Annotated in this window: 18 protein-coding genes and 2 riboswitches; of the genes, 12 read left to right on the top strand and 6 right to left on the bottom strand. The window is 70.9% G+C overall.

What is annotated here, in order from left to right:
• Nucleotides 1-38 precede the first annotated feature (38 nt).
• Together LRX76_RS07520 and metF are read right to left on the bottom strand one after the other, a co-directional pair.
• Nucleotides 39-2,327 (bottom strand): TonB-dependent hemoglobin/transferrin/lactoferrin family receptor, encoded by a 2,289-nt coding sequence (locus LRX76_RS07520; RefSeq protein WP_231803675.1) that lies wholly within the window; start codon nt 2,325-2,327, stop codon nt 39-41.
• A gap of 219 nt (nt 2,328-2,546) precedes the next feature.
• On the bottom strand, nt 2,547-3,371 hold the full coding sequence (gene metF / locus LRX76_RS07515; RefSeq protein ID WP_231803673.1) for a methylenetetrahydrofolate reductase [NAD(P)H]: 825 nt from the start codon (nt 3,369-3,371) through the stop codon (nt 2,547-2,549).
• Nucleotides 3,372-3,558: 187 nt separating this feature from the next.
• On the opposite strand from metF, the gene LRX76_RS07510 reads away from it, so the two are divergent.
• The 6 genes from LRX76_RS07510 (at nt 3,559) to LRX76_RS07485 (ending at nt 9,945) form a co-directional block, all read left to right on the top strand.
• The gene (locus tag LRX76_RS07510) at nt 3,559-5,781 is read left to right on the top strand and encodes a TonB-dependent siderophore receptor (RefSeq protein WP_231803671.1); all 2,223 of its coding nucleotides are present in this window, start codon (nt 3,559-3,561) and stop codon (nt 5,779-5,781) included.
• On the top strand, nt 5,778-6,068 hold the full coding sequence (locus tag LRX76_RS07505) for a hypothetical protein (protein ID WP_231803669.1): 291 nt from the start codon (nt 5,778-5,780) through the stop codon (nt 6,066-6,068). Before LRX76_RS07510 ends, LRX76_RS07505 begins: the two co-directional genes overlap by 4 nt.
• Nucleotides 6,065-6,367 (top strand): hypothetical protein, encoded by a 303-nt coding sequence (locus LRX76_RS07500; protein WP_231803667.1) that lies wholly within the window; start codon nt 6,065-6,067, stop codon nt 6,365-6,367. Before LRX76_RS07505 ends, LRX76_RS07500 begins: the two co-directional genes overlap by 4 nt.
• A gap of 4 nt (nt 6,368-6,371) precedes the next feature.
• A complete protein-coding gene (locus tag LRX76_RS07495; RefSeq protein WP_231803665.1) occupies nt 6,372-7,961 on the top strand; it encodes a PepSY-associated TM helix domain-containing protein in 1,590 nt (529 codons plus the stop codon).
• Between the two features lie 485 nt (nt 7,962-8,446).
• Nucleotides 8,447-9,370, top strand: a complete 924-nt coding sequence (locus LRX76_RS07490) for a M14 family metallocarboxypeptidase (protein ID WP_231803663.1) — start codon at nt 8,447-8,449, stop codon at nt 9,368-9,370.
• Nucleotides 9,371-9,387: 17 nt separating this feature from the next.
• Nucleotides 9,388-9,945: a DUF3228 family protein gene (locus tag LRX76_RS07485; RefSeq protein WP_231803660.1), complete on the top strand. Its 558-nt coding sequence runs from the start codon at nt 9,388-9,390 to the stop codon at nt 9,943-9,945.
• A gap of 117 nt (nt 9,946-10,062) precedes the next feature.
• On the opposite strand, the gene LRX76_RS07480 is transcribed toward LRX76_RS07485, so the two are convergent.
• On the bottom strand, nt 10,063-11,442 hold the full coding sequence (locus tag LRX76_RS07480; protein WP_231803658.1) for an MFS transporter: 1,380 nt from the start codon (nt 11,440-11,442) through the stop codon (nt 10,063-10,065).
• A gap of 198 nt (nt 11,443-11,640) precedes the next feature.
• Between LRX76_RS07480 and LRX76_RS07475 the strand changes: the two genes are divergently transcribed.
• Nucleotides 11,641-12,363 (top strand): hypothetical protein, encoded by a 723-nt coding sequence (locus tag LRX76_RS07475; protein ID WP_231803656.1) that lies wholly within the window; start codon nt 11,641-11,643, stop codon nt 12,361-12,363.
• A gap of 24 nt (nt 12,364-12,387) precedes the next feature.
• A complete protein-coding gene (locus LRX76_RS07470) occupies nt 12,388-12,867 on the top strand; it encodes a hypothetical protein (protein WP_231803654.1) in 480 nt (159 codons plus the stop codon).
• 210 nt (nt 12,868-13,077) lie between these two features.
• On the opposite strand, the gene grxB is transcribed toward LRX76_RS07470, so the two are convergent.
• The gene (grxB, locus tag LRX76_RS07465; RefSeq protein WP_231803652.1) at nt 13,078-13,716 is read right to left on the bottom strand and encodes a glutaredoxin 2; all 639 of its coding nucleotides are present in this window, start codon (nt 13,714-13,716) and stop codon (nt 13,078-13,080) included.
• Nucleotides 13,717-13,807: 91 nt separating this feature from the next.
• Complete coding sequence (locus LRX76_RS07460; RefSeq protein WP_231803650.1) at nt 13,808-14,485, bottom strand: DJ-1/PfpI family protein; 678 nt, start codon at nt 14,483-14,485, stop codon at nt 13,808-13,810.
• Nucleotides 14,486-14,763: 278 nt separating this feature from the next.
• Nucleotides 14,764-14,952: riboswitch (cobalamin riboswitch) on the top strand.
• A 106-nt stretch (nt 14,953-15,058) separates the two neighbouring features.
• On the opposite strand from LRX76_RS07460, the gene LRX76_RS07455 reads away from it, so the two are divergent.
• Together LRX76_RS07455 and LRX76_RS07450 are read left to right on the top strand one after the other, a co-directional pair.
• Nucleotides 15,059-16,234 carry a 5-methyltetrahydropteroyltriglutamate--homocysteine S-methyltransferase gene (locus LRX76_RS07455; protein WP_231803648.1) on the top strand — a complete coding sequence of 392 codons (1,176 nt, stop codon included), beginning with the start codon at nt 15,059-15,061 and terminating at the stop codon, nt 16,232-16,234.
• A 27-nt stretch (nt 16,235-16,261) separates the two neighbouring features.
• Nucleotides 16,262-16,921, top strand: a complete 660-nt coding sequence (locus LRX76_RS07450; protein ID WP_231803646.1) for an epoxyqueuosine reductase QueH — start codon at nt 16,262-16,264, stop codon at nt 16,919-16,921.
• 259 nt (nt 16,922-17,180) lie between these two features.
• Here LRX76_RS07450 and ahcY read toward each other — a convergent pair whose 3' ends face one another.
• Entirely contained in the window at nt 17,181-18,626 is a 1,446-nt protein-coding gene (ahcY, locus tag LRX76_RS07445) for an adenosylhomocysteinase (RefSeq protein WP_231803644.1), read from the bottom strand.
• Nucleotides 18,627-18,661: 35 nt separating this feature from the next.
• A riboswitch (S-adenosyl-L-homocysteine riboswitch) is annotated at nt 18,662-18,771 on the bottom strand.
• Nucleotides 18,772-19,013: 242 nt separating this feature from the next.
• Here ahcY and LRX76_RS07440 point away from each other — a divergent pair.
• Both LRX76_RS07440 and ppc read left to right on the top strand, forming a co-directional pair.
• Nucleotides 19,014-21,497, top strand: coding sequence for a prolyl oligopeptidase family serine peptidase (locus tag LRX76_RS07440; protein WP_231803642.1), 2,484 nt, complete (start codon nt 19,014-19,016; stop codon nt 21,495-21,497).
• Nucleotides 21,498-21,951: 454 nt separating this feature from the next.
• The gene (gene ppc / locus LRX76_RS07435) at nt 21,952-24,666 is read left to right on the top strand and encodes a phosphoenolpyruvate carboxylase (protein ID WP_231803640.1); all 2,715 of its coding nucleotides are present in this window, start codon (nt 21,952-21,954) and stop codon (nt 24,664-24,666) included.
• The last annotated feature ends 37 nt before the right edge of the window (nt 24,667-24,703 follow it).

The raw sequence follows: 24,703 nt of genomic DNA, 5'->3' as shown, positions 1-24,703 counted from the left end.
TCCCGGGCCGGTCCTGGCCGGCTTGCTTGGCGTCCTGCTCAGAAGGTGTAGCGCAGCGAGGCGCTGATGCTGCGGCCGGGCATGGTGTACATGTCCAGGACGCCGCTGCTGGACGACACCGTGTCCGGGGCGGTGCTGCCCGGCTTGGTGCCGAGCAGGCTGCTCTGCAGGCTGCCCCATTCCCAGTACGTGCGGTCGGTCAGGTTGTTCAGGCCGACGTTGAGTTCCAGGTTGCGGGTGGGGCGGTAGTGGGCGAACAGGTCGATCTTGCCGTAGCCCGGCGGGCGGAACACGGTGGAATCGTCGAGCCGGCTGTGGCGGCGCACGCCGGTGCCGACCAGTTCCGCGCCCCAGCGCTCGCCGTCGTAGGCGATGCCGAGCACGGCCTTGGCCGGGTCCACCGTGTTGAGCGGGGTGTAGCCGCTGTCGCCCGGCTGGATCAGGCGGCCGTTGGCGATCGAGGCGCTGGCGTTGACCGACCATCCGGCGAGCGCGTCGGAGAAGTAGCCCAGGCGCAGCTGGCCGCTGGCTTCCACGCCCTTGATGATGGCGTGCTCGGCATTGACCGACTGGAACACCATGGTGGTGAACGCGCCGGGCACCAGCGCCAGGACCCACGAGGGGATGTCGCCGGCGGGAAGCTGGTATCCGCTCCAGATGAAGTCGTCGTAGTAGGTGTAGTAGCCGGCGACGTTGAACCAGCCGGCGTCGCCGTTGCCGCGCACGCCGATCTCGCCGCCGCGGCTGGTCTCCTTCTTCAGGTCCGCGTTGGGGATGAAGGCGATGTTGGCGTACGGCGGGAAGCGCTCGGACCAGGCGCCGTCGATCTCGTTGTACAGCGGCGGGCGGAAGCCCTCGGCATAGTTGAAGTAGGCGCTCAGGCCGTCGCTGAACTTCCATTGCAGGCCCAGCTTGGGCGAGACCTCGGTGGCCGTGTAGTCCGAGGCGGCGGCGTTGCCGACCTGGGAGTAGTACAGCGCGTCGTCGCCGGGCTTGTACTCGTAGCGGTCCACGCGCACGCCGGGCACGATGCTCAGGCGGCCGTCGGCCAGCTCGATCCGGTCCTGGGCGAACAGCGCGTAGCGATCGGTGTCGCTCTTGGGGAACAGATGTAGCGGGTAGGTGCTGGGCAGGTAGGGCGAGGCCGATCCGCTGAGCCCGGTGGTCTTGCTCACGCCGTAGCCGTCGGCATAGCCCTTGGGCGTGGTGCGCGACAGTTCCAGGCCGTAGCTGAGGGTCTGGCCGACGCCGCCGCCCTCCAAGCGCTTCTCCGCCACCAGCTTGCCGCCGTAGGTCTTTTCCTGCGACGGCAGCACGTAGTAGTAGCGGCGGTAGGCGGCGGTATCGGTCTGGGTGTTGGTGCGGCTGGAGGTCTTCTGCCAGTAGCCGTTCCAATCCAGGCTGTCGGCCAGCGCGCTGCCCAACTCGCGGTAGGACTGGCCGAAGTTCAGCTTGAAGCGGCGGTTGCTGTCCTGCGCCAGGTAGTAGCTGGCCGCGCCGGTGACGCTGCTCAGCCCGTTGGTGTCGGTGTCGGTGCGTGCGCTCTCTATGCCGACGAAGTCGCGGCGGCCGCTGTCGGCGTTGTGCACGTACTTGGCCAGGAAGCCGGTCTGCTTGTAGTCCTGCGGCTCGGCGCGGGTGCGGGTGGCGCCGGTGCCGCCGACCTCGCCCTTGTTCTCGGTCTCGTGGCCCTCGCGGTAGCTGGCCTGCAGCAGCAGGCTGTCGCGCACGTCGCCGAAGGCGACGGTGGCCACCGCGCCCTTGCTGTCGTCGACGCTGTCGTAGGAGACCTTGGCCTGGCCGCCGAAGGTCTTGCCCGGCTGCAGGTAGTCGATCGGGTCCTTGGTCCTCAGGTTGACCACGCCGCCGAGCGCGTCGGAGGCGTACAGCGCGGAGGCCGGGCCACGCACGATCTCCACGTCCTTGATGTTGTCAACGTCGATCTGGTTGCGGCCGGCGCGCAGGCTGCTGCCGGCGACGGCGGAGGCGAACGATGCCGGCAGCGACACGCCGTCGACCTCGATGCGGGTGCGGTTGCCGGCCAGGCCGCGGATGTTGAAGCTCTCCAGGCCGAAGCGGCCGGGGCTGCCGACCACCGACACGCCGGGCTCGTAGCGCACCAGGTCGCGGATGTTCTGCACCATGTAGCGGTCGATGCGCTCGCGGTCGATCACCGTGACGGTGCCGGGGGTGTCGAGCTTGATCGTGGGCTTGGTGGCGGTGACGTCCACCCGCGGCAGGTCGACGGCCTCGTCGGCAAAGGCCGGTGCGGCGAGGGCCAGGCCGATCAGTGCGGCCAAGGGGGTAACGCGGGGGAAATTGCGCATGGTTGTCCTCATCAACCCCGGCGGGCGGGGCATGTCGATAAGGCGCGCTTGCTGAAGGTCGGACGGCCGCAGGGGCGGAACGATGGCTGGCTGGCCTGGAATGGAGTTATCAGGCGCCCGGGTACGGCGCTTGGGTGCGCGATGATAGACCAAGCCGGTCTTGCGGAAATTCCAGCAGTGACAATTTGTCGCGGGTCTCTGCCGCGATTTTTCCTCGATTCAGGAAAGCCGCGACAGCACCGCGGTGGCCGGCCTGGCCAGGTTGAGCGTGTAGAAGTGCAGCCCGGGCGCACCGCCGTCGAGCAGGCGCCGGCACAGCTGCGCGACCACGTCGGCGCCGAACGCCTTCACCGAATCGGCATCGTCGCCATAGGCCTGCATGCGCCTGTCGATCCAGCGCGGGATCTGAGCCCCGCACTGTTCGGAGAAGCGCCGCAGCTGGCTGAAGTTGGAGATCGGCATGATGCCGGGCACGATCGGCACGTCCACGCCGAGCCGGCGCGCGTCGTCGACGAAGCGGAAATAGGCGTCGGCGTTGTAGAAGTACTGGGTGATCGCGGCATCGGCACCGGCATCGACCTTGGCCTTGAAGTGGCGCAGGTCGGCGAGCGCGTCGCTGGCCTGGGGATGGGTTTCCGGGTAGGCGCCGACCTCGATGCGGAAGGCGTCGCCGTGCTCGGCGCGGATGAAGGCGATCAGGTCGGCGGCATAGCGCAGGTCGCCGGGATGGCCCATGCCCGAGGGCAGGTCGCCGCGCAGGGCGACGATGCGGCGGCAGCCGATGGCGCGGTAGAGCTTGAGCAGCTCGCGGATCTCCTCGCGGCTGCCGCCCACGCACGACAGGTGCGGCGCGGCGTCGAAGCCGTGGTGCTGCTTGAGGTGGCGCACCGTCTCGGAGGTGTAGCTGAGGGTGGAGCCGCCGGCGCCGAAGGTGCACGACACGTACTCGGGAGCGAACTTGCCGAGCCGGCTGGCGGTGCGGTCCAGCTGCGCGCGCTGCTCGTCGGTCTTGGGCGGGTAGAACTCGAAGCTGATCTGGGTCATCGCGGCGGCGGCCGTGGCGGGGTGCGAATCATATCTCTTTATCGCGATGGATGTGAAATGAAGTGTCGGATGCAACCGCCGTCCTGGCGATAGGTTTGATAACTATTCTCATTTGCAGGACAATCCGCGCCGGCCAGCGTGGGCGAGCCCGTTCCCGCGCTTCGTTTCGATACACCGAGGTCCCGTCATGTCCCGTTGCAGCTCCCTGCGTGCGCCGCGCCGCCGCCGTCTCGTCCTTCTCCTGTCCTGCGCGCTGCTGTCCGGTACCGCCGTGGCCGAGCAGTCGCCGTCGGCCGCGCGCGGCGATGCCGACCCGGTCGATCTCGACGCGGTGCGGGTGAACGCCTACCGCGCCACCACCAGCGCCAGCGGCGCCACCAAGACCAACACCCCGGTGGCCGAGACGGCGCAGTCGCTGTCGGTGATCGCGCGCGAGGAGCTGGATGCGCGCGGCGTGCAGAACCTCAACGAGGCCATGCGCTACGTCGCCGGCGTCAGCCTGGAGAGCAGCGGCATCGACAACCGCGTGGACGACTTCCGCATCCGCGGCTTCGACGCCGGCAGCTGGTCCAACAACGTCACCCTGGACGGCATGCGCGCGCCGCAGGGCAGCCAGTGGAACCGTTCCATGTTCGACAGCTGGAACCTGGACCGGGTGGAGGTGCTCAAGGGACCGTCGGCGGTGATGTACGGCCAGGTCGCCCCGGGCGGCATGGTCAACCAGGTCAGCAAGACGCCGACGCCGGACCAGGAGCAGCAGCTGCGGCTGAACGTGGACGGCAACGGCCAGTACGGCACCGCCTTCGACGTCGGCGCCGGCAGCACCGGCGACGACCACCTGTTCCGCCTGGTCGGGCTGTACCGCGACGGCGACACCCAGATCAAGCACACCGAGCAGAAGCATTGGTTCCTGGCGCCCAGCTACACCTGGCAGATCGCCGAGCGCACCCGCCTGACCCTGCTCGGCCTGTACCAGAAGGACGACGGCGGCTCGACCTACCAGTTCCTGCCGATGGCCGGCACCCTGGTGGCCACGCCGTACGGGCGGATGAAGAACACCACCTTCATCGGCGAGCCGAACTGGAACACCTTCGACCGCACCCTCTGGACCGCCGGCTGGCTGTTCGAGCACGGCTTCAACGAGCACTGGACGCTGAGCCAGAGCGCGCGCCGCACGCATGTGGACTCGCTGTTCCGCACCGTGGTGACCAACGGCGGGCTCAATGCCGACGGCCGCACCCAGAAGCGCCGCGCCACCTGGGGCACCGGCGACTCGGACGGCGACACGCTGGACACCCGCCTGACCGGCCGGTTCGCCACCGGCGCCGCCGAGCACACGCTGCTGTTCGGCGTGGACTGGCAGAGGGCGGACTGGGACGGCGCGCGCGGCGCGATGAACAGCCCGCTCGACATCGACATCTTCAACCCGGTCTACACCGGCTACGTCCCGGTCACCACCAGCATCGCCTACTCCGGCGGCGTCAACCGCCAGACCGGCGTGTACCTGCAGGACCAGATCGCGCTGGACAAGTGGCGCCTCACCCTGGGCGGGCGCTACGACTGGACCAAGGACGACACCTGGACCCGCTCCTACAACGCGGTCAGCGGCGTGTACGGGGCGCGCGTACCGACCCGGATCGACAACAAGGCCTTCAGCGGCAATGCCGGGGTGCTGTACGTGGCCGACAACGGCCTCACCCCCTACGTCAGCTACGCCGAGTCGTTCCAGCCGGCGGGCACCGATACCAACATGAGCTACGCGCGCACGCCGTTCGACCCGATCACCGGCAAGCAGTGGGAAGCCGGCCTGAAGTACCAGCCGGCCGGTTTCGACGGCCTGTTCACCGTGGCCGCCTACGACCTGCGCCAGCAGAACATCCTGACCAACGACCCCGACCATGCCGATGGCTGCGGTGCGAGCGGCAGCAGCCAGTGCCAGGTCCAGGACGGCGAGGGCCGCGTGCGCGGCGTCGAACTGGAGGCGCGCATCACCCCGTTCGACGGCTTCAGCGTGATCGGCGCGGCGTCGTGGATGGATTCGGAAGTCACCCGCAGCAACAACGGCTACAAGGGCAGGCAGCTGGCGATGGTGCCGGACTGGACCGCCGCGCTGTGGGGCGACTACACCTTCCAGGCCGGTGCATTGGCGGGCCTGAGCCTGGCCGCCGGCGTGCGCTACAACGGCGAGAGCTATGGCGACAGCGCCAACCTGTACCGCATCCCGTCCTACACCCTGTTCGACGCGGCGATCCGCTACGACGCCGGCCGCTTCGGCGCCACGGCCGTGCAGCTGGCGCTCAACGCCAGCAACCTGGCCGACAAGACCTATGTCTCCACCTGCGGCGGCGTGTCCTCGTGCTACTACGGCAGCGGCCGCGTGGTGACCGCCACGGCGCGCTTCATCTGGTGATGGTGGGCGCTGGCTGGATTGCGCTGCTGGCCGCGCTGGCCGGCACGCTGGGGACGATGCTGCTGTACGTCGCCTCGCCCCAGCAGCAGTGGCGCGCGGCCGGGCCGTGGCCGTCGCGCCGGCGCTGGCTGCCCGGCAGCGCCTGCCTGGCACTGTCGCTGGCGCTGCTGCTGCCGGTCATGGGCTCGGGCGCGGCCGTGTTCGCCTGGCTGACGCTGCTGATGCTGGTGGGGTCGGCCGCGCCGTTCCTGGGCGCGTGGCGGGCGCGGCGGCGGAGGGCGCGATGAGCGCCGGGCCGGCCAGGCTGCAAAGCCGCCACTGGCTGGGCAAGACCTGCGCCGGCGCGGTGCTGGGCTTCGGCCTGGCGCTGGCGGCATCCGGCCTGTTCGCCTGGCTGGGGCCGGGCGGCATCGGCGCCGGCGGCGGCAAGGCGCAGTTCAACATGTGGCTGATGGCGCCGGTGTGGGCCGGCGTGCTGAGCTTCGTGTTCCTGTTCCGCGACAGCCTGCGCGCGTGGCTGTGGCTGGGCGCGGCCAACGTGCTCGGCTTCGCGCTGCTGTGGGCCGTGCGCACGGCGCTGGGATGAGGGCATGAAGCTGCGCAGCGACATCGTCAAGGTCTACAAGGACGTGCACATCTGGGTCGGCATCGTGACCGGGCTGATGCTGTTCGTGGCGTTCTACGCCGGCTCCATCACCATGTTCGAGAAGCCGCTGGAGCGCTGGGCCACGCCGCCCTCGGCGCTGGGCGAGCCGGTGCCGCTGCAGCGCGCGCCGGAGCTGGTCGCCGCGGTGCTGGCCGCACATCCGCAGGCGGCGCGCAACCATTCGGTGGTGGTGGACATCACCCCGGACCAGCCGGCGCGGGTGATCTGGCGCGAACGCGGGCAGGGCCGGCGCCAGTTCACCGAGTACGGCGCCAACTTCGCGCCGGACGGCAGCCTGAAGGTGGAGAAGCTGCGCAAGGCCAGGGCCGCCGAGCTGGTGGACCGCCTGCACCAGTACGTCGGCCTGCCGTTCCCCGACGCGGTGTCGCGGCCGATCATGGGTGCGGTGTCGCTGGCCTACGCGGTGGCGCTGGTATCGGGGCTGATCGTGCTGCTGCCGACGCTGGCCAAGGACTTCTTCGCCCTGCGCATCGGCAAGAACCTCAAGCGCATGTGGCTGGACGCGCACAACGCGCTGGGCGTGGTCAGCCTGCCGTTCCACCTGATCATGGCGCTGACCTGCGTGGTGTTCGCCTTCCACGACCAGTTCTACGAGGTGCAGGAGAAGGCGGTCTACGACCAGCGCATCGAATGGGGCGAGCAGGCCGAACCGGCACCACCGCCCGGCGCGGTGCCGCTGGCGCCGGCCGAGCTGCTGCAGCGGGTGCGGCGGCAACTGCCGGGCTTCGAGGTGCACAGCCTGGGCTTCGCCGAGGACCACGGCCGGCTGGAGGCGCGGGTGACCGGCCTGGACATCCGCTACGGCACCCGTGCGCGCACCTATGCCAGCGCCCACCTGGATCCGTACACGGGCGAGGTGGACCCGCACGACCTGCCCGGGCATATGGATGGCTGGGACACCGCGGTCAACAGCTTCTTCATGCTCCATTTCGGCAGCTTCGGCGGCAATCCGGTGCGCTGGATGTACTTCGCGCTCGGCCTGGCCGGGGCGATGCTGTTCTACACCGGCAACCTGCTGTGGATCGAGTCGCGGCGCAGGAAGGCGCGCCACGGCACGCCGGTGGCGCAGAAGCGCTCGGCCCGGGTCATGGGCGCGCTGACGGTGGGCGTGTCGCTGGGCTGCGTGGCCGGCATCTCCGCCACGGTGGCCGCGGCCAAGTGGCTGCCGGCGCAGGTGCAGGACCTGATGGCCTGGCATACCGGCATCTACTACGCCGTGTTCCTGGCGGCCACGGCCTGGGCGCTTTGGCGCGGTGCCGCGCAGGGCGCCTGCGAGCTGCTGTGGCTGTGCGCGCTGGCGGCGCTGCTGGTGCCGCTGTCCAGCCTGGCCGGGGTGTGGGGCATCGGCGGCAGCTGGAATCACCCCGGCAGCGGGATCGTCGTCGACCTGGTGGCGCTGGCCGCGGTGCCGGCGTTCGTGCTGATCGCCCGCTACACGCGCCGGCGCATGCGGCACGGTGCGGTCGACAGCATATGGACCGGCCGGGATGCGGAGGACGTGGCCCGCGGCTAGGAGCGCGGGCGGCGGAAGCCGTCAGGGCTGCGAAGCCCGCCGTGCGGTCCATATCCGCACCGCTTCCTGGCCTATAGCGCGGCTACAGGCGAATCGTCACGAATCTGGCTTCGCACGGCGAACTTCGACCCGCTTCGCTGTGGTGAAGCGCTTCGCCTCGAACATCTCTGCCGCCCACGCTCCCGGGGCAGGCTCGCCGCAGGCATCCGCGGTGCCGCGGTTTCCGCGCGGGGCATTGCTGCCCGGGGAAACAATCGTCGCTCCCGCGCAGGTGGGGCGCCCATGGACGTTGCGTCCTCGACCGAGCAGTGCCGCTGCAAGGGGCGCGACGGGCCAAGGCGAATGCTGGCGCTCGGGCCTGCCATGGGTCCGCGCCGCGACGTGGCCTGCGCAGGTCCGCAGCGATGGCGGATGCGCCAAGCGGCAATGGCCGGCACCGGTGTAAAGTCTCGGGCCTTCCGTTCCATGCCCGAGCGAGCACCGTCATGAACATCCCGTCCTTCTATCCCGTCGGCACCCCCGGACAGCCCTGGGGCGATGCGGAGAAGGCGCAGTGGTGCGCGCGGCAGCGCCGCCAGCGCAGCCATGCCATCGACGTGGTGGCGGCGGTGGAGCGGCTGGGTTCGCACTGGCAGGTGCACGAGTACGGCGAGCTTGCCTATGGCCAGGAGCGTTACCCGCTGCTGGCGCTGCGCAGCCGCGGCTGGGACGACGCGCTGCCGACCGTGCTGGTGACCGGCGGCGTGCACGGCTACGAGACCAGCGGCGTGCATGGTGCGCTGCGCTTTGCCGGCGAACACGCGGGCGACTACGCCGGCCGTGCCAATGTGCTGCTGGTGCCGTGCGTCAGCCCGTGGGGCTACGAGCACATCCAGCGCTGGAACGCCGACGCGCTCGATCCGAACCGCTCGTTCCGCGCGGACAGCCCGGCGCAGGAATCGGCGGCGCTGATGCGGCTGGTGGCGCCGCTGCGCGACACCGTGCTCATGCACATCGACCTGCACGAGACCACCGACAGCGACGAGAGCGAGTTCCGCCCGGCGCTTGCCGCGCGCGACGGCAAGCCGTTCGAGCCGGGCACGATCCCCGACGGCTTCTACCTGTGTGCCGACAGCGCCGCGCCGGAGCCGGCCTTCCAGCAGGCGGTCAACGCCGCCGTCGCCGAGGTGACCCACATCGCCCCGGCGGACGGCGAGGGCGAGATCATCGGCTCGCCGGTGGTGGCGCCGGGGGTGATCGAATACGACTGCACCGCGCTGGGCCTGTGCGCCAGCATCACCCCTGCCCGTTACCGCACCACCACCGAGGTCTACCCGGACAGCCCGAGGGCCACGCCGGAGCAGTGCAACGCCGCGCAGGTGGCCGCCATCCGCGCCGCCATCGACCACGCGCTGGCGCACGCCGCCTGAGCCGGTCCGTGCCTGCCATGTCCATCGTCCTGACGCCGTTCGCCCGCAGCCGCCTGTTCCCGCGCGACGGGCGCCGCACCGCCATCCAGGACTGCGGCGCCGAGCAGTTCGAGCGCCACCTCAACGAGCACGCGCCGCTGCAGGTGCTCGACGGCTACGCACCGTTCTGCAAGCTGCACGTGCACCGCAACTGGACCTCCACGCGGTGCTCGGTGGTGGCGATCGACGACGGCAACCGCCAGCTGCTGCGCAGCGCCTACGAGGCGCGCAGCCGCGAGGAACTGCCGGTGCTGGTGCGCTGGTTCGAGGGCGTCGAGCCGCCGGTGGCCGGCTACCTGCTGCCGATCCTGTACAGCCGCGAGCAACTGGCCAAGGAGGGTTCGCCGATCGACGCCGACTGGGGCGTGGTCGGCTGCCTGTACACGATGACGCCGGAGGAACTGCCGATGGCGCCGATCACGATGATGCGCAACGCGCTCGGCGTGGAGGAGGGCGGCTCGGGCGTGCCGCTGGACCGCGAGGCGTACAGGCGCAGCGTGGCGTTCTGGGAGCGGCACGCCAACTGGCGGCCGTAGCGCCGACGCGAGCCGGCCGCACCGTTCGCCCGGGCGTGTGACAGGCGACAGCCGCCGGCACGGCGCGAGCCGGAGCGGGAGCCGGCTGCGATGGACGGCATCCCGCCGGCCTGGCCTTCAGTCCCCGTGGGCGTCGTGCTTCCGCGCCGGCAACAGCCTGGCCATCGAGGCGATGGCGCCGGCGACGGCGAGCAGGCATCCGACCCATAACGCGGCGCGCGCGCCGGCGGTCCCGGACAGCGTCAGCCACAGCGCGACGATGGCCGCGCCCAGCGCCTGGCCCAGCAGCCGCGCCGTGCCGAGGATGCCGCTCGCCGCGCCGGAGCGCCGGGCCGGCGCGCTGGCCATGATCGATCTCTGGTTCGGCGACAGGAACAGGCCGAACCCGAATCCGCACAGCGCCATGCAGCCGACGATGGCCGCGGTCGAGGTGGCGGCGGGCAGCAGCGCCAGCAGGGCGATCCCGGAGGCCAGGCACAGCAGCCCGGCGCCGCCGAGCAGGCCGGCGGGATAGCGGTCGGAGAGCGACCCGGCGACCGGGGCCATGGCCGCGCCGAGCAGCGGCCAGGGGGCGATCAGCAGTCCCAGTTCCACCTGGCCTCGCCCCAGATCGGCCATGAAGTGGAAGGGCAGCGCCACCAGCGCAAGTCCCTGCGTGGCGAACGCACACACGGCGACCGCCGACGACAGGCCGAACAGCGGGATCCGCAGCAGGTCCACGGGCAGGATCGGGGACGATCCGCGCCGCTGCCGCCTCGCCAGCAGATACCCGCACAGCAGCGCCAGCGCCCATTCCGCGGCCACCAGTGCCCACGCGCCGCGGTGGCTGGCTTCGCCCAGGCCGTGCACGAACAGGGCGAACATCGTGAAACACAGCAGTGCCGCCACGCCATCGAAGCCGGCGGCGGTGCCGGCCGGGCGCGGCAGCATCCGCAACGCCATCGACAGCGCGAGCAGGCCGGCTGGGACGTTGACCAGGAACAGCCAGTGCCACGTGGCGACCGCCAGGATCGCCGAGGCCAGCACCGGCCCGGCCGCCAGCCCGAACGCGATCACCAGCGCGTTGAGGCCCAGGCCCCGGCCCAGGTTCGCCTCCGGGTAGATGTGCCTGACCAGCGCGGTGTTGGCGCTCATGATCGCGGCCGCTCCCAGGCCCTGCAGCGCCCGGGCGCCGACCAGGACCTGCAGCGACCGCGCCAGCCCGCACGCCAGCGAGGCCGCCGCGAACACCGCGATGCCGGCGACGAAGACCGCGCGCTGCCCGAACCGTTCGCCCAGCGAAGCCAGCGGCAGCATCGCGGCGATCATGACCAGCTGGTAGCTGGTGACGATCCAGATGGTGTCGGCCGGTCCGGCCGCGAACTCCCGGGCGATCGTCGGCAGTGCGGTATTGGTGATGGCGGTGTCCAGCGTCGCCAGGCATACCGCGATGGACAGCGCCGCCATCGCCCACAGGCGCGCCGGCGGCGGCAGGCCCGTTTGTGTGGATGGCGTCATTGCGTCTCCTCGGGAAGCGGACCTCGCCACGGGCCGGCCATTGTCGCCCGCGTCCGCATGGCAGGGGGACGATACGCCCGGATGGCGCACTTGGAACCGCCGTGCGGCGGCGCCGGTCACGCCCTGCGACAGGCGGGACGACCGCGGCTGCTATCATGCGCGCCGGTTTTTCCCGGCACACGCCATGTTCCGCCCCGTATGAACCAGTCCTTCGAACGCATCCTGCCGCGTACCGCCCTGCTGTACGTGGCATGGGGCCTGGCCCTGGCCTACCTGTTCCTGGCGATGCTGCTGGCGCCCCTGGGCGTCGCGCTGCTGCCGCATGCGCTGACCTCGCAGCTCCTCCACTACCGCGCCGCCGCGCTGGTGTTCTTCCTGGCGCTGCCCACCGCGGCCTACCTGATCTTCTGGAAGGGCGCGGACCTGTTCGCCTGGCTGCGCGCGCCGGCGACGCTGCGGCTCGACCCCGGCGGCATCGACGACGGACGCACGCGGCTGCCGTTCGCCGAGGTCACGCAGGTACGCCAGCTGCACGCGCGCGGGCACCTGCTGCTGTGGCTGCGCGGCGGCGGCCGGCGGCGCATCCGCCTGGCACTGTGGCGCGATGGCGACGCGCTGGCCGCCGGCGTGCTGGAGGCGGTACGCGCGCAGCTGCTGCAAGACGCCCGGCGGCGCCTGGATGCCGGGGAAGTGCTGGACTTCGGTCCGCTGCGCGTGTCCGGCAGCGGGCTGTGGATCAAGCGCACGCAGCTGGCCTGGGACCAGATCGAGCGCATCCGCACCCAGACCGAACACGAGGGCGTCGATACCGACGAAACCCTGGTCATCACCGCGGCGGGCAGGCACTACAAGCTTGACCGCTCGCGCATCCGCAACGAGCCGGTGCTGCTGGCGGTACTGCAGCAGCGCCTGGGTGCCTGATCCCGCATTCACAAGGAGTCATCGATGGATATCTACCGTTCCCCCGGCGAACAGCAGCAGGCGCTGAGCGATCATCCGGTGTTCTATTCGCGCAGTCGCCTGCTGACCGGCGTGGTGATCTGGTCGCTGGCGGCCTGCATCTTCGCCGCGCTGACGTGGAGCGTGCGCCACAAGACCATGGGCATGCTGTTCTGCGGCGCCCTGGTGGTGATAGCGGTCTTGCTGGCGGTGAACTGCATCCGCCAGCTCGGGCGCCTGCAGCGTCCGGTGCTGGTGTTCACGCAGCAGGGCCTGCGCCTGGACGACGGCAGGCTGGTGCCGTGGGAGGCCATCACCGAGAACAGGTTCATCGTCCAGCAGTACGTGGGCATCACCACCGGACGCCTGATCCGCATACACACGAACCGGTCGGACATGCCGCTGCTGATGCTGCGGGCCGGCGCCATGGCGATCGGCGCCGACGAGTACCTGGCGCTGTGCGACCGCTACGGCTCGGCCGGCTGAGCGGGGAAGCATTGCGGCAGGCCCGGGCCGCGTCCGGATGCCTGCCGATGGCCTGGTCCGGGTAAGGCCCGGGCAAGGCCATCGGCCGCAGCCGGGATGGCATGCACCGGGTGCGCTTCGCTTGCCCGGGTTGTGCGCGGTTGCCCGCCACTGCCGCCTCCATGGCGTGGCGGACATCGCCAGGGCCTGCGGGCGATGCGTGCGCCCGGATCAGCTCGCCTGGTCGCTGAAGTCGGCCATCCCGGTCCGCTGCAGCATCGCCTCGTACCACGCACGCGCCTTCGGGCCGAGCCGCACCGCCGCGACGATGCTCAGCGAGCGCAGGATCGGGAACAGCAGGAAGTCGCTGTCGCCGATCGCGCCGCCGGGCGCCGGGACGATGCCTTCCAGCTCGTCCAGCAGCGGCTGCAGCGCCGCCACCTGTTCGCCGGTGCTGTCCAGCAGCGCCTGCAGGTCGCCGAAGGCGCGGGTCTCGCGCTCGGTGTAGGCCGCGCGTGCCTGCGGCGTGGCCAGTTCGGCGAAGCGGCCGCGGGTGAAGCGCGGCACCGCCAGGGTGATCGCCGGCTTGAATGCCCGCGAGGCCCAGTCGTCGATCGCCGGCACCGGCGCGGCGGTGATCGCCCTGGGCGGGAACGCCTCGTCCAGGTAGTGGACGATGTCCATGCTCTCGGTCATGTGGCTGCCGTCGCGCTTGCGCAGGATCGGCACCGCCTTCTTGCCGACCAGCCGCGTGGGCGTTTCGGCATCGCCTTCCATGATGACCTCGACCGGGAGGTCCAGTTGCTTCAGGCCGCGGATCATCAGCGTGCGGCAGCAGAACGGGCAGTGCTGGTAGATGTAGAGCTTCATCGAGGCATCGGGATCGCGGACGGGTCCGCCATCATGCCCCGGTTGCGATGGCATGCCCAACGCATCCGCGGGTGGGCGCGGACCGGGGCGTTCAGGCGTCGAGGGCAGCCGATGCCTGCGCGACGGCGCGGGCGCGGGCGGCGTGGCGTTCGCGCCCGGCGTCCAGGCAGCGCTGCACGATGCGGTCCGGCGACGTGCGCGGCGTCCCGCCGGGAAACGGCGGTTGCGGGTCGTATTCGATCTGCAGCTGGATCTGGCGTGCCGCATCCTCGTCGCACACCAGCGCGACCGCCTTCAGCGCCAGGTCGATGCCGGACGTCACCCCTCCCGAGGTCAAGATGTTGCCGTCGATGCACATGCGCGACTCGTCCGGTGTCGCAGCGAACGAGGCCAGGAACTCACGCGCCTGCCAGTGACAGGCGGCGCGCCTGCCGCGCAGCAGTCCCGCCGCGCCGAGCAGCAGGGAGCCGGTGCAGATGCCGAGGACGAACCCGGCACCGGCGGCCTGGCACGCGGTGAAATCCAGCCATCGCCGATCCAGCAGGGCCTGGTCCGTCCCCGGCCCGCCGGGTACCACGAGCAGCTCGCAGGGCGCGGCGGTGGCGAAGGTGGCGGTCGGCAGCAGCGTCAGCCCGCGGTCCGAGCGCACCGGTTCCATGGAAGGCGATACGAGGTCGATCGTGAAGCCGGGAGCACGGGCGAGCACCTCGTAGGGCCCGGTCAGGTCGAGCTGGGTCAAGTCGGGAAACAGCAGGAAGTTGACGTGCATGAAGGGTCTGCGTGGAAGTCCGGCGGCATCGGCACGCCGCGCCAGCGATGGGTACCCACTACCACCGTCGGTTCTCGGCCGACAGTGATGCAGAAGCGATCGACGGGAGCGGGGCATCGCCACGATGGCGCATCGCAGTCGCGGAAACGCCGGTCGCCGCTCCGGCGCGGGCGGGCGATCCGGGGAAGGACGGGGCTCATGACTGCCGGCACCTCGTACCGGACAGCCGGCGGCAGACACGGTGCGCGCCCTGGCCGCACGCACTACACTAGCACGCAACATCAAGGTTCTGCGGCGGTTCGCTTGTGCCGCCGCAGCTAAGAGGGAAACCGGTCGATGCCGGTGCTGCCCCCGCAACTGTAAGCAGCGAGCCACCCGCCAATGCTCACTGGGGTCGATCCCTGGGAAGAGGGCGCAGTGGCGTCGACCTGCGAGCCAGGAGACCTGCCTGGATGTTCATCGACCTTCCGACGGGGTGTTCGGGCCGGGTGCATGTCCAAGGTTGTGGCCTCCGCCGCAACCGCGGCTGTGCCGTGCCGGTCCGACTTCCGTCCAGACAACCCAGGACCCGCCATGACCGCCCCCGCAACCCGCCTCGTCCCTCCCTTCCGCGCCGACGTCGTCGGCAGCTACCTGCGCCCCGACTACCTGCATGCCGCGCGTCGCCGCTTCGCCGCCGGCGAGATCGATGCCGCCGCGCTGGAGGCGGTGGAGGACCGCGCCATCACCGACCTGGTCGCCAGGCAGAAGGCGGCCGGGCTGCAGGCCATCACCGATGGCGAGTTCCGCCGCAGCTGGTGGCACCTGGACTTCATGTGGGGCCTGCAGGGCGTGGAGAAGGCGCAGCTGGAACACGGCTACCGCTTCGCCGACATGGAAACGCGCCCGGAGACGGCACGCCTGACCGGCAAGCTGGGCGGCGCCGACCATCCGTTCCTCGCGCACTTCCAGTTCATCCAGGGGCTGGCCGACGCCAGCGTGCTGCCGCGCCTGACGGTGCCGGCGCCGGCGCAGTTCTTCAAGGAACTGCACCGTCCGGAGAACCTGGCGGCGACCGAGGCGATCTATCCCTCGCGCGAGGCGCTGATCGAGGACATCGCCGCGGCCTACCGCACCTTCATCGCCGAGCTGTACGCCCTCGGTTGCCGCAGCCTGCAGTTCGACGACTGCACCTGGGGGATGATGGTGGACCCGCGCTACAGCAACGCCGGCATCGCCGCCGCCAACAGCGACGGCAGCTGCTGCGAGCACGGCCCGGCCACGGTCATCAGCGACAGTGTCGAGGCCCTCGCCAACGAGTTGCTGGAGGTGAACAACCGCGCCCTGGCCGGTGCGCCGGCCGACCTGGCGATCACCACCCACGTGTGCCGCGGCAACTACCGCTCCACCTGGGCGGCGCAGGGCGGCTACGACCCGATCGCGCCGTTCCTGTTCGCCAGGGAGAACGTCTCGGCGTACTACCTGGAATTCGATACCGACCGTGCCGGCGATTTCTCGCCGCTGGCGCAGGTCTCCGGCGACAAGAAGGTCGTGCTGGGGCTGGTGTCGTCCAAGGTCGGCGAGCTGGAGGACCGGGAGGCCGTCGTCGCCCGCATCCGCGAGGCGAGCCGCTACCTGCCGCTGGAGCGGCTGTGCCTGAGCACCCAGTGCGGCTTCGCCTCGACCGAGGAAGGCAACGCCCTCACCGAGGAGCAGCAGTGGGCGAAGATCCGCCTGATCGGCGAGGTCGCGCGGGAAGTCTGGGGTTGAGCCGGCGATAGCGACGGAGATGCGGGCATGAGCGCAACACGCGAGAAACTGGCCCTGCCGGACGGCGGCAGCCGCCTGCTGCTGCATTCGTGTTGCGCTCCCTGCTCGGGCGAGCTGATGGAGGCGTTCGTGGCGTCGGGCATCGACTACACGATCTTCTTCTACAACCCGAACATCCATCCGTTGAAGGAGTACGAGCTGCGCAAGCAGGAGAACATCCGCTTCGCCGAGAAGCACAGGGTCCCGTTCGTCGATGCCGACTACGACACCGACAACTGGTTCGCCCGCGCCAGGGGCATGGAGGACGAGCCCGAGCGCGGCATCCGCTGCACCATGTGCTTCGACATGCGCTTCGAGCGCACCGCGCTGCATGCCCACGAGCACGGCTTCACGGTGATGACCAGTTCGCTGGGGATCTCGCGCTGGAAGAACATGGCGCAGATCAACGATTGCGGGCATCGCGCCGCCGCGCCCTACGAGGGCCTGGTCTACTGGGACCACAACTGGCGCAAGGGCGGCGGCAGCCAGCGCATGATCGAGATCAGCAAGCGGGAGAACTTCTACCAGCAGGAGTACTGCGGCTGCGTGTACTCGCTGCGCGACAGCAACCGGCACCGGCGCGCGCAGGGCCGCGAGCGGATCCGCCTGGGGGTGAAGTTCTATGGGGACGGGGACGCGGAATCCTGATGGCCGGTCCGCGATCGCGGTTGCGCGTGCCGATCGCTGGCGCACGAGTGGTTCGAAGGTGGTCCATCCGCAGGCGCACCCGGTAGGAGCGACTTAAGTCGCGATGGGGCTCTACCGGTAAAGCCCATCGCGACTGAAGTCGCTCCTACGGGGGAAGGGGATTTGTGGGCGGCCATTGCGCGCCGGATCCGCGGCAATCCAGAAGAAAACGGGCGCCTCGCGGCGCCCGTCCTTGGTCCGGCAACGAGCCGCCGGCGGCTCAGTAGCGGTAGTGCTCCGGCTTGAACGGGCCGTCCACCGGCACGCCGATGTAGTCGGCCTGGGCCTGGCTCAGGGTGGTCAGCTTCACCCCGATCTTCTCCAGGTGCAGGCGCGCGACTTCCTCGTCCAGCTTCTTGGGCAGGCGGTAGACCACGTTCTCGTAGACGTCCTTGTTCTGCCACAGGTCGATCTGCGCCAGGGTCTGGTTGGCGAAGCTGTTGGACATCACGAAGCTGGGGTGGCCGGTGGCGCAGCCCAGGTTGACCAGCCGGCCCTCGGCCAGCAGGAACAGCGCGTTGCCGTTCGCCAGCACGTACTTGTCCACCTGCGGCTTGATGTTGATCTTCTGCACACCGGCCAGGGCGTTGAGCGCGTCGACCTGGATCTCGTTGTCGAAGTGGCCGATGTTGCAGACGATGGCCTGGTCCTTCATCGCGGTCAGGTGCTCGATGCGGATGATGTCCTTGTTGCCGGTGGTGGTGACGTAGATGTCGGCCTGGCCCAGCGAGTCCTCGACGGTGGCGACCTCGTAGCCTTCCATCGCCGCCTGCAGCGCGCAGATCGGGTCGATCTCGGTGACGATCACGCGGGCGCCGTAGGCGCGCAGGCTGGCGGCGCAGCCCTTGCCGACGTCGCCGTAGCCGCAGACCACCGCGACCTTGCCGGCCAGCATCACGTCCATCGCGCGCTTGAGGCCGTCGGCCAGCGACTCGCGGCAGCCGTAGAGATTGTCGAACTTGCTCTTGGTGACCGAGTCGTTGACGTTGATCGCCGGCACCAGCAGCTTGCCCTGCTCGGCGATCTGGTAGAGGCGGTGCACGCCGGTGGTGGTCTCCTCGGACACGCCCTTCCAGTCGGCGACCACGCGGCTCCAGTAGCCGGGGCGCTCGCTGGCCACGCGCTTGAGCAGGTTCTTGATCACCTGCTCCTCGTGCGAGGCGGCCGGCTCGTCCACCCACTTCGAGCCGTTCTCCAGCTCGTAGCCCTTGTGGATCAGCAAGGTGACGTCGCCGCCGTCGTCGACCACCAGCTGCGGGCCGAGCAGGGTGCCGTCGGCCGCGGTGAAGGTCAGCGCGTCCAGGGTGCAGTCCCAGTATTCCTCCAGCGTCTCGCCCTTCCAGGCGAACACCGGGGTGCCAGTGGCGGCGATGGCGGCGGCGGCCTGGTCCTGGGTGGAGAAGATGTTGCACGAGGCCCAGCGCACGTCGGCGCCGATGTCCTTGAGGGTCTCGATCAGCACCGCGGTCTGGATGGTCATGTGCAGCGAGCCGGTCACGCGCACGCCCTGGAGCGGCAGCTCGGCGGCGTACTTGCGGCGGATCGACATCAGGCCCGGCATCTCGTGCTCGGCGATGTCCAGCTCCTTGCGGCCCCAGTCGGCCAGGCCGATGTCGGCGACCTTGTAGTCGGTGGCGGGGGCGGTGTTCTTGGCTACGGCGTTCATGGTGGTACTCCGGTCAATGGCGAGGGATGTGCTCGCGTTGCCGGGCGCCGTTGACGTGTGGCCTGTGACGAGCCTGGCCAGGTCGGCGGCGGTGATCCGCACATCGGCGATCACTCGCGCCCTGGTCGCAGCGCCCCTCGGCACAGGCCGGCGATTATATCGGCTGGGCCGGCCGGGGGCATGAATCGTGCGGATTCCAACGGTGTCCTGCCCGCCCCTGTCGTTTCGTCCCGAGGCATGGCCGTTTCCTTCCCCCGCACGCGGGAGAAGGGAACCGGCGCTCGCTGAGATGATCTCTCGCCGGCAGGGGCCGCCCCAACCAACGGCACGTCGCCGTGGCGCCGTGCGCTGCTATGGTCGCCTGCTGGCCTAACGCGGAAACCGACGATGTTCCATCCACTTACGCAGGCGCGCCGCCGTGCGCTGCACCTCATCGCCGTGGTCGGCCTGTCGCTGGCGGCCACGCACGCGGGCGCGCAGCAGCCGCAGGACCACTACCAGCTGCCGCCGCCGGAGCTGCAGGCCATCGTCGATGCGCCGCGTGCGCCGCAGCTGTCGCTGGGGCCGCGGCGCGACCTGGCGGCGCTGCTGCAGGTGCCGGCGCTGCCGGGCATCGCCGAGGTGGCGCAGCCCGAGCTCAGGCTGGCGGGCGTGCGCATCCACCCGCGCACGCATTCGGCCAGCCGCTTCGCCTTCGGCAACCGCCTGTGGCTGCTGCAGGTGGGCGACGGCCGCGAGCTGCAGATCGAAGGGCTGCCGCAGCCGCTGTCGGTGGCCTCGCTGGCCTGGTCGCCGGACCAGCGCTACCTGGCGTTCAACCAGGTCGATGCGCGCAGCGGCGGCAACGAGCTGTGGCTGGTGGACATCGCCTCGCGGCAGGCGCGGCGGCTGGCGCAGGGCCTGAACACCGTGGTCGGCAGGGGCTATGCGTGGATGCCCGACAGCCGCCAGCTGCTGGTGCAGCTGCAGCCGGCCGGGCAGGGCGAGCCGCCGGCCGGCGACGGCATTCCCGCCGGTCCGGCGACGCAGCAGACCGAGGCCGGCGCCGGGGTGCGCTCGATCCGCACCTACCAGGACCTGCTGAAGAACGAGGCCGACGCACGCCTGTTCGAGCACTACCTGCGCGCGCAGCCGGCACTGCTGGGCGTGGACGGCCGCCGCCGCGACATCGGCGCCCCCGGCCTGTACCTGGGGCTGGCGCCGTCGCCGGACGGCAGGCTGCTGTTGGCGCAGCGGGTCGAGCGCCCGTTCTCCTACTTGGTGCCGCTGATGCGCTTCCCGCGGCGGATCGAGGTGCTGGGGCTGGATGGCCGGCTGGTGCACGAGGTCGCGCGGCTGCCACTGGTCGACGGCCTGCCGACCGGCAACGATGCGGTGGCCCCTGGCGTGCGCCGCATCGAGTGGCGCGCCGACGCCCCGGCCACGCTGGTGTGGGCCGAGGCCCGGGACGGCGGCGATCCCGCGCGCGAGGCGCGTATCCGCGATGCCGTGCTGATGCAGGCCGCGCCGTTCGATGCGCCGCCGACCACGCTGGCGACGCTGGCCAGCCGCTACGCCGGCGTCACCTGGGGCCGCGGCGACCTGGCGCTGGTGGACGAATCCTGGCGCAAGACGCGCCAGCTGCGGCAATGGCGGATCGCGCCCGACCATCCGGATCGCGCGCCGCAGCTGCTGTCCGAGCGCTCCTACGAGGACCGCTATGCCGATCCCGGCACGCCGGTGACCGAGGCCGATGCCGCCGGCAACCGGCGCCTGAAGTTCACCGCCGACGGCAACGCCATCTTCCTGCTGGGCGCGGGTGCCTCGCCGGAGGGCGACCGGCCGTTCCTGGACCGGCTGGACCTGTCCAGCGGCCGCAGCACCCGGCTGTTCCATTCGCAGGCGCCGTACTACGCGGTGCCGCAGGCGCTGCTCGACGATGCCGGCACGCAACTGCTGATCACCCGCGAATCGCCGAACGAGCCGCGCAACTTCTATCGCCTGGACAGCGCCGCGCCGCAGTCGCCGCTGGCGCTGACCCGGTTCCCGCACCCGACGCCGCAGCTCAAGGGCGCGCGCAAGGAGCAGATCCGCTACAAGCGCGCCGACGGCGTGGACCTGACCGCCACGCTGCTGCTGCCGCCCGGCTACGACGCCGGCCGCGACGGCCCGCTGCCGCTGCTGATGTGGGCCTATCCGGCCGAGTTCAAGTCCGCCGAGGCGGCCAGCCAGGTCACCGACTCGCCGTACCGCTTCAACGCCATCGGCTACTGGGGGCCGCAGGCGTTCCTGGCGCGCGGCTACGCGGTGCTCGACGATCCCTCGTTCCCGATCGTCGGCGAGGGCGATGCCGAGCCCAACGACAGCTACATCCCGCAACTGGTCGCCGATGCCCAGGCGGCGGTGGACGAGGTGGTGCGGCGCGGCGTGGCCGACCGCCACCGCATCGCCGTGGGCGGGCATTCCTACGGCGCCTTCATGACCGCCAACCTGCTCGCGCATACCCGCCTGTTCGCCGCCGGCATCGCCCGCAGCGGCGCCTACAACCGCTCGCTGACGCCGTTCGGCTTCCAGGCCGAGGAGCGCAACTACTGGCAGGCGCAGGACGTCTACCAGGCGATGTCGCCGTTCAACTACGCCAACGACATCAAGGCGCCGCTGCTGCTGATCCACGGCGCCGACGACAACAACTCCGGCACCTTCCCGATCCAGAGCGAGCGCCTGTACGCGGCGATCAAGGGCCTTGGCGGCACCGCGCGGCTGGTGATGCTGCCCAACGAGTCGCATGGCTACCGCGCCCGCGAGTCGGTGCTGCACATGCTCTACGAGCAGGACCAGTGGCTGCAGCGCTACGTGAAGGACGCGAAGCCGGACAGCGGGTCCGGGCGCTGAGGCCAAAGCCATTCAACGTCGTTGGTTTTTCCTGATCCGCCGATGATGCCTCTTTGGACAGGAAACCTTGCGAGCCGCGCGCCTTCGTAGCGCCGAGCTTGTTCGGCTGGGGCGGTACCGGGAAAGCTCCAGCCGAGCGAGCTCGGCTCTACGAGGGGGCCGGGTGGGTCATCAAGGGAATCGAGAAAGACAACGACGTTGAAGGCAATGTCGGCAAGGCCCCATCGCGACTGAAGTCGGCCTCGTCCTCGCGGCCGCCCCGTAATCCCGCCCCCAAGATGCCCGCCCGGGCACAGCAACCGCGGTGGGACTGAGCCACGGCCCCGGTGCTCCATGAAATCGCGTCGGCCCGCACGTCGGCCCGACCCGCACCGCGAAAGTTGCGCCTGCAAGCGTGGCGGGAGTGCCGGCCGGCTTCGGTTAGGCTGGGGGCAATCCCACCCGTGTGCCGCCGATGAACGAGTCCCGCAGCAGCCTGGAGTTCGCCACCCCCGACCTTCCCCTGCGCGACGACGTGCGCCGCCTGGGCGCGCTGGTGGGCGACATGCTGGCCGAGCAGGTGTCGCAGGAGTTCCTCGGCGAGATCGAGCGCATCCGCACCGCCGCCATCGCCCGGCGCGAGAGCCAGGCCCCGCCGCAGGCGCTGAGCGGGCTGCTCGACGGTCGCGCGCCGCGCCAGGCCGAGGCGCTGGTGCGCGCGTTCAGCGCCTACTTCCAGGTGGTCAACATCGCCGAGCGGGTGCACCGCATCCGCCGCCGCCGCGACTACCAGCGCAGCGGCATCGACACCCCGCAGCCGGACGGCCTGCACGACGCGCTGCAGAAGCTGCACGCCCAGGGCGTGGACGCGGACGAGCTGGCCGGCTGGCTGCCGCGCATCGACATCGAGCCGGTGTTCACCGCGCACCCGACCGAGGCGGTGCGCCGCGCGCTGCTGGAGAAGGAGCAGCTGATGGTGGCCGCGCTGGTCGACGACCTGGACGGCCAGCGCACCCCGCACGAGCGCGAGGTCGACCTGGCGCGCTTCCGCATGGCGCTGACCGCCGCCTGGCAGACCGCCGATTCCTCGCCGGTGCGCCCCACCGTGGCCGACGAGCGCGAGCATGTGGGTTTCTACCTGACGCGGGTGCTGTACCGCATCGTGCCGGCGCTGTACGAGAGCCTGGAGCACGCGCTGAAGCAGACCCATGGCCGGTGCCCGCCGTTGCCGCGGCTGCTGCGCTTCGGCACCTGGGTGGGCGGGGACATGGACGGCAACCCCAATGTCGATGCCGCCACCATCCGCGCCACGCTGGACGCGCAGCGCGCGGCGATCATCGAGCTGTACCTGAAGGAACTGGAGCAGCTGGCCGGCCTGCTGAGCCAGTCCACCTCGCTGGTGGATGTGAGCGGGCAGGTGCTGGCGCGGATCGAGCACTACCGCGCGCTGCTGCCGGAGGCGGCGGCAGGCTCGCGCCCGCGCCATGCCGACATGCCCTACCGGCTGCTCAACGACCTGATGCGCGCGCGCCTGCGCGCCACCGCCGCGGACGCACCCGGCGGCTATCCCGGACCGGCGGAGCTGGAGGCCGACATCGCGCTGGTCATGCGCAGCCTGGAGGCCAACCGCGGCGTGCACGCCGGGCTGTTCGCGATCCGCCGCCTGGCCTGGCGCGTGCGTACCTTCGGCTTCCACCTGGCGCGGCTGGACGTGCGCCAGGAGTCCGGCGTGCATGCGCGCGCGGTGGCCGCCGCGCTGGGAGTGGACGACTGGGACCGGCTCGACACCGCGGCCCGCGCCGCGCGGCTGCAGCCCTGCGCCGGCGGCGAGCAGGCGCTGCCGGGCGCCGGCGACGAGGGCAACGCGCGGCTGGACGCGGTGTTCGCGGCGCTGGCCGACGCGCGCCGGCGCCACGGCGCCGATGCGCTGGGCAGCTACATCATCTCCATGGCGCACGACCGCGCCGACGTGCTCGCGGTGCTGGCGCTGGCCCGCCGCGGCGGGCTGGTGGACGCGCACGGCGTGGTGCCGCTGGACATCGCGCCGCTGTTCGAGACCATCGAGGACCTGGGCCACGGCACCGAGGTGCTGCGCGACCTGCTGGCCGACCCGGTCTACCGCGCCCACCTGGCCGCGCGCGGCAACGTGCAGATGGTGATGCTGGGCTATTCGGACAGCGGCAAGGACGGCGGCATCGCCGCCTCGCGCTGGGGCCTGCAGCGCGCGCAGGTGGAACTGGTCGAGGCCGCGCACGCGCTCGGCATCGCCCTGACCTTCTTCCACGGTCGCGGCGGCTCGATCGTGCGCGGCGGCGGCAAGACCACCCGCGCGCTGGAGGCGGCGCCGCGCGGCAGCGTCGACGGCCGCCTGCGGGTGACCGAGCAGGGCGAGGTGATCCACCGCAAGTACGGCATCCGCGCGCTGGCGCTGCGCTCGCTGGAGCAGTCGCTGGGCGCGGTGCTGCGTTCGAGCATCCGCCCGCGCCCGCCCGAGCCGCGCGAGGAAATCTGGAAGCCGGTGATGGAACTCGTGGCGCAGGCCAGCTCGCAGGCCTACCGCGGCTTCGTCGGCCAGCCCGGCTTCATGGCCTACTTCCGCCAGGCCACGCCGATCGACGTGATCGAGCGCATGACCCTGGGCTCGCGGCCGTCGCGCCGGCTCGGCGAGGATGCCGCGCTGTCCAACCTGCGCGCGATCCCGTGGGTGTTCGCCTGGAGCCAGGCGAGGGCGGTGATCCCGGGCTGGTACGGCGTCGGCAGCGGCCTGCGGGCGGCGGTGGACGCCGGCCACGAGGACATCCTGCGCGAGATGGCGCACGACTGGCCGTTCTTCCGCACCTTCCTGGACGACGCGGCGATGGTGCTGTCCAAGGGTGACCTGGCCATCGCCGAGCTGTTCTCGCGCCTGTCCGGGCCGCTGCACGCGCACTTCTTCCCGCAGATCGCCGCGGAGCTGGCGCTGACCGGGGACTGGATCGAGGCGCTCACCGGGCAGCGCTCGCTGCTGCAGCACGACCCGCGGCTGGCACTGTCGATCCGCCTGCGCAACCCCTACATCGACCCGATGAGCGTGCTGCAGGTGGACCTGCTGCGGCGCTGGCGCGAGGGCGGCAGCGGCGACGACGAGCTGCTGCGCGCGCTGGTGGCCTGCGTCAACGGCGTGTCGCAGGGGCTGCAGAACACCGGATGAGGCCTCGCGGCGGGCACGGCGCCCAATCCGGACAGAT

Source organism: Stenotrophomonas sp. MMGLT7 (assembly GCF_021168555.1).
Taxonomy (GTDB): Bacteria; Pseudomonadota; Gammaproteobacteria; order Xanthomonadales; family Xanthomonadaceae; genus MMGLT7.
This window is presented reverse-complemented; position numbering and strand designations above follow the sequence as displayed.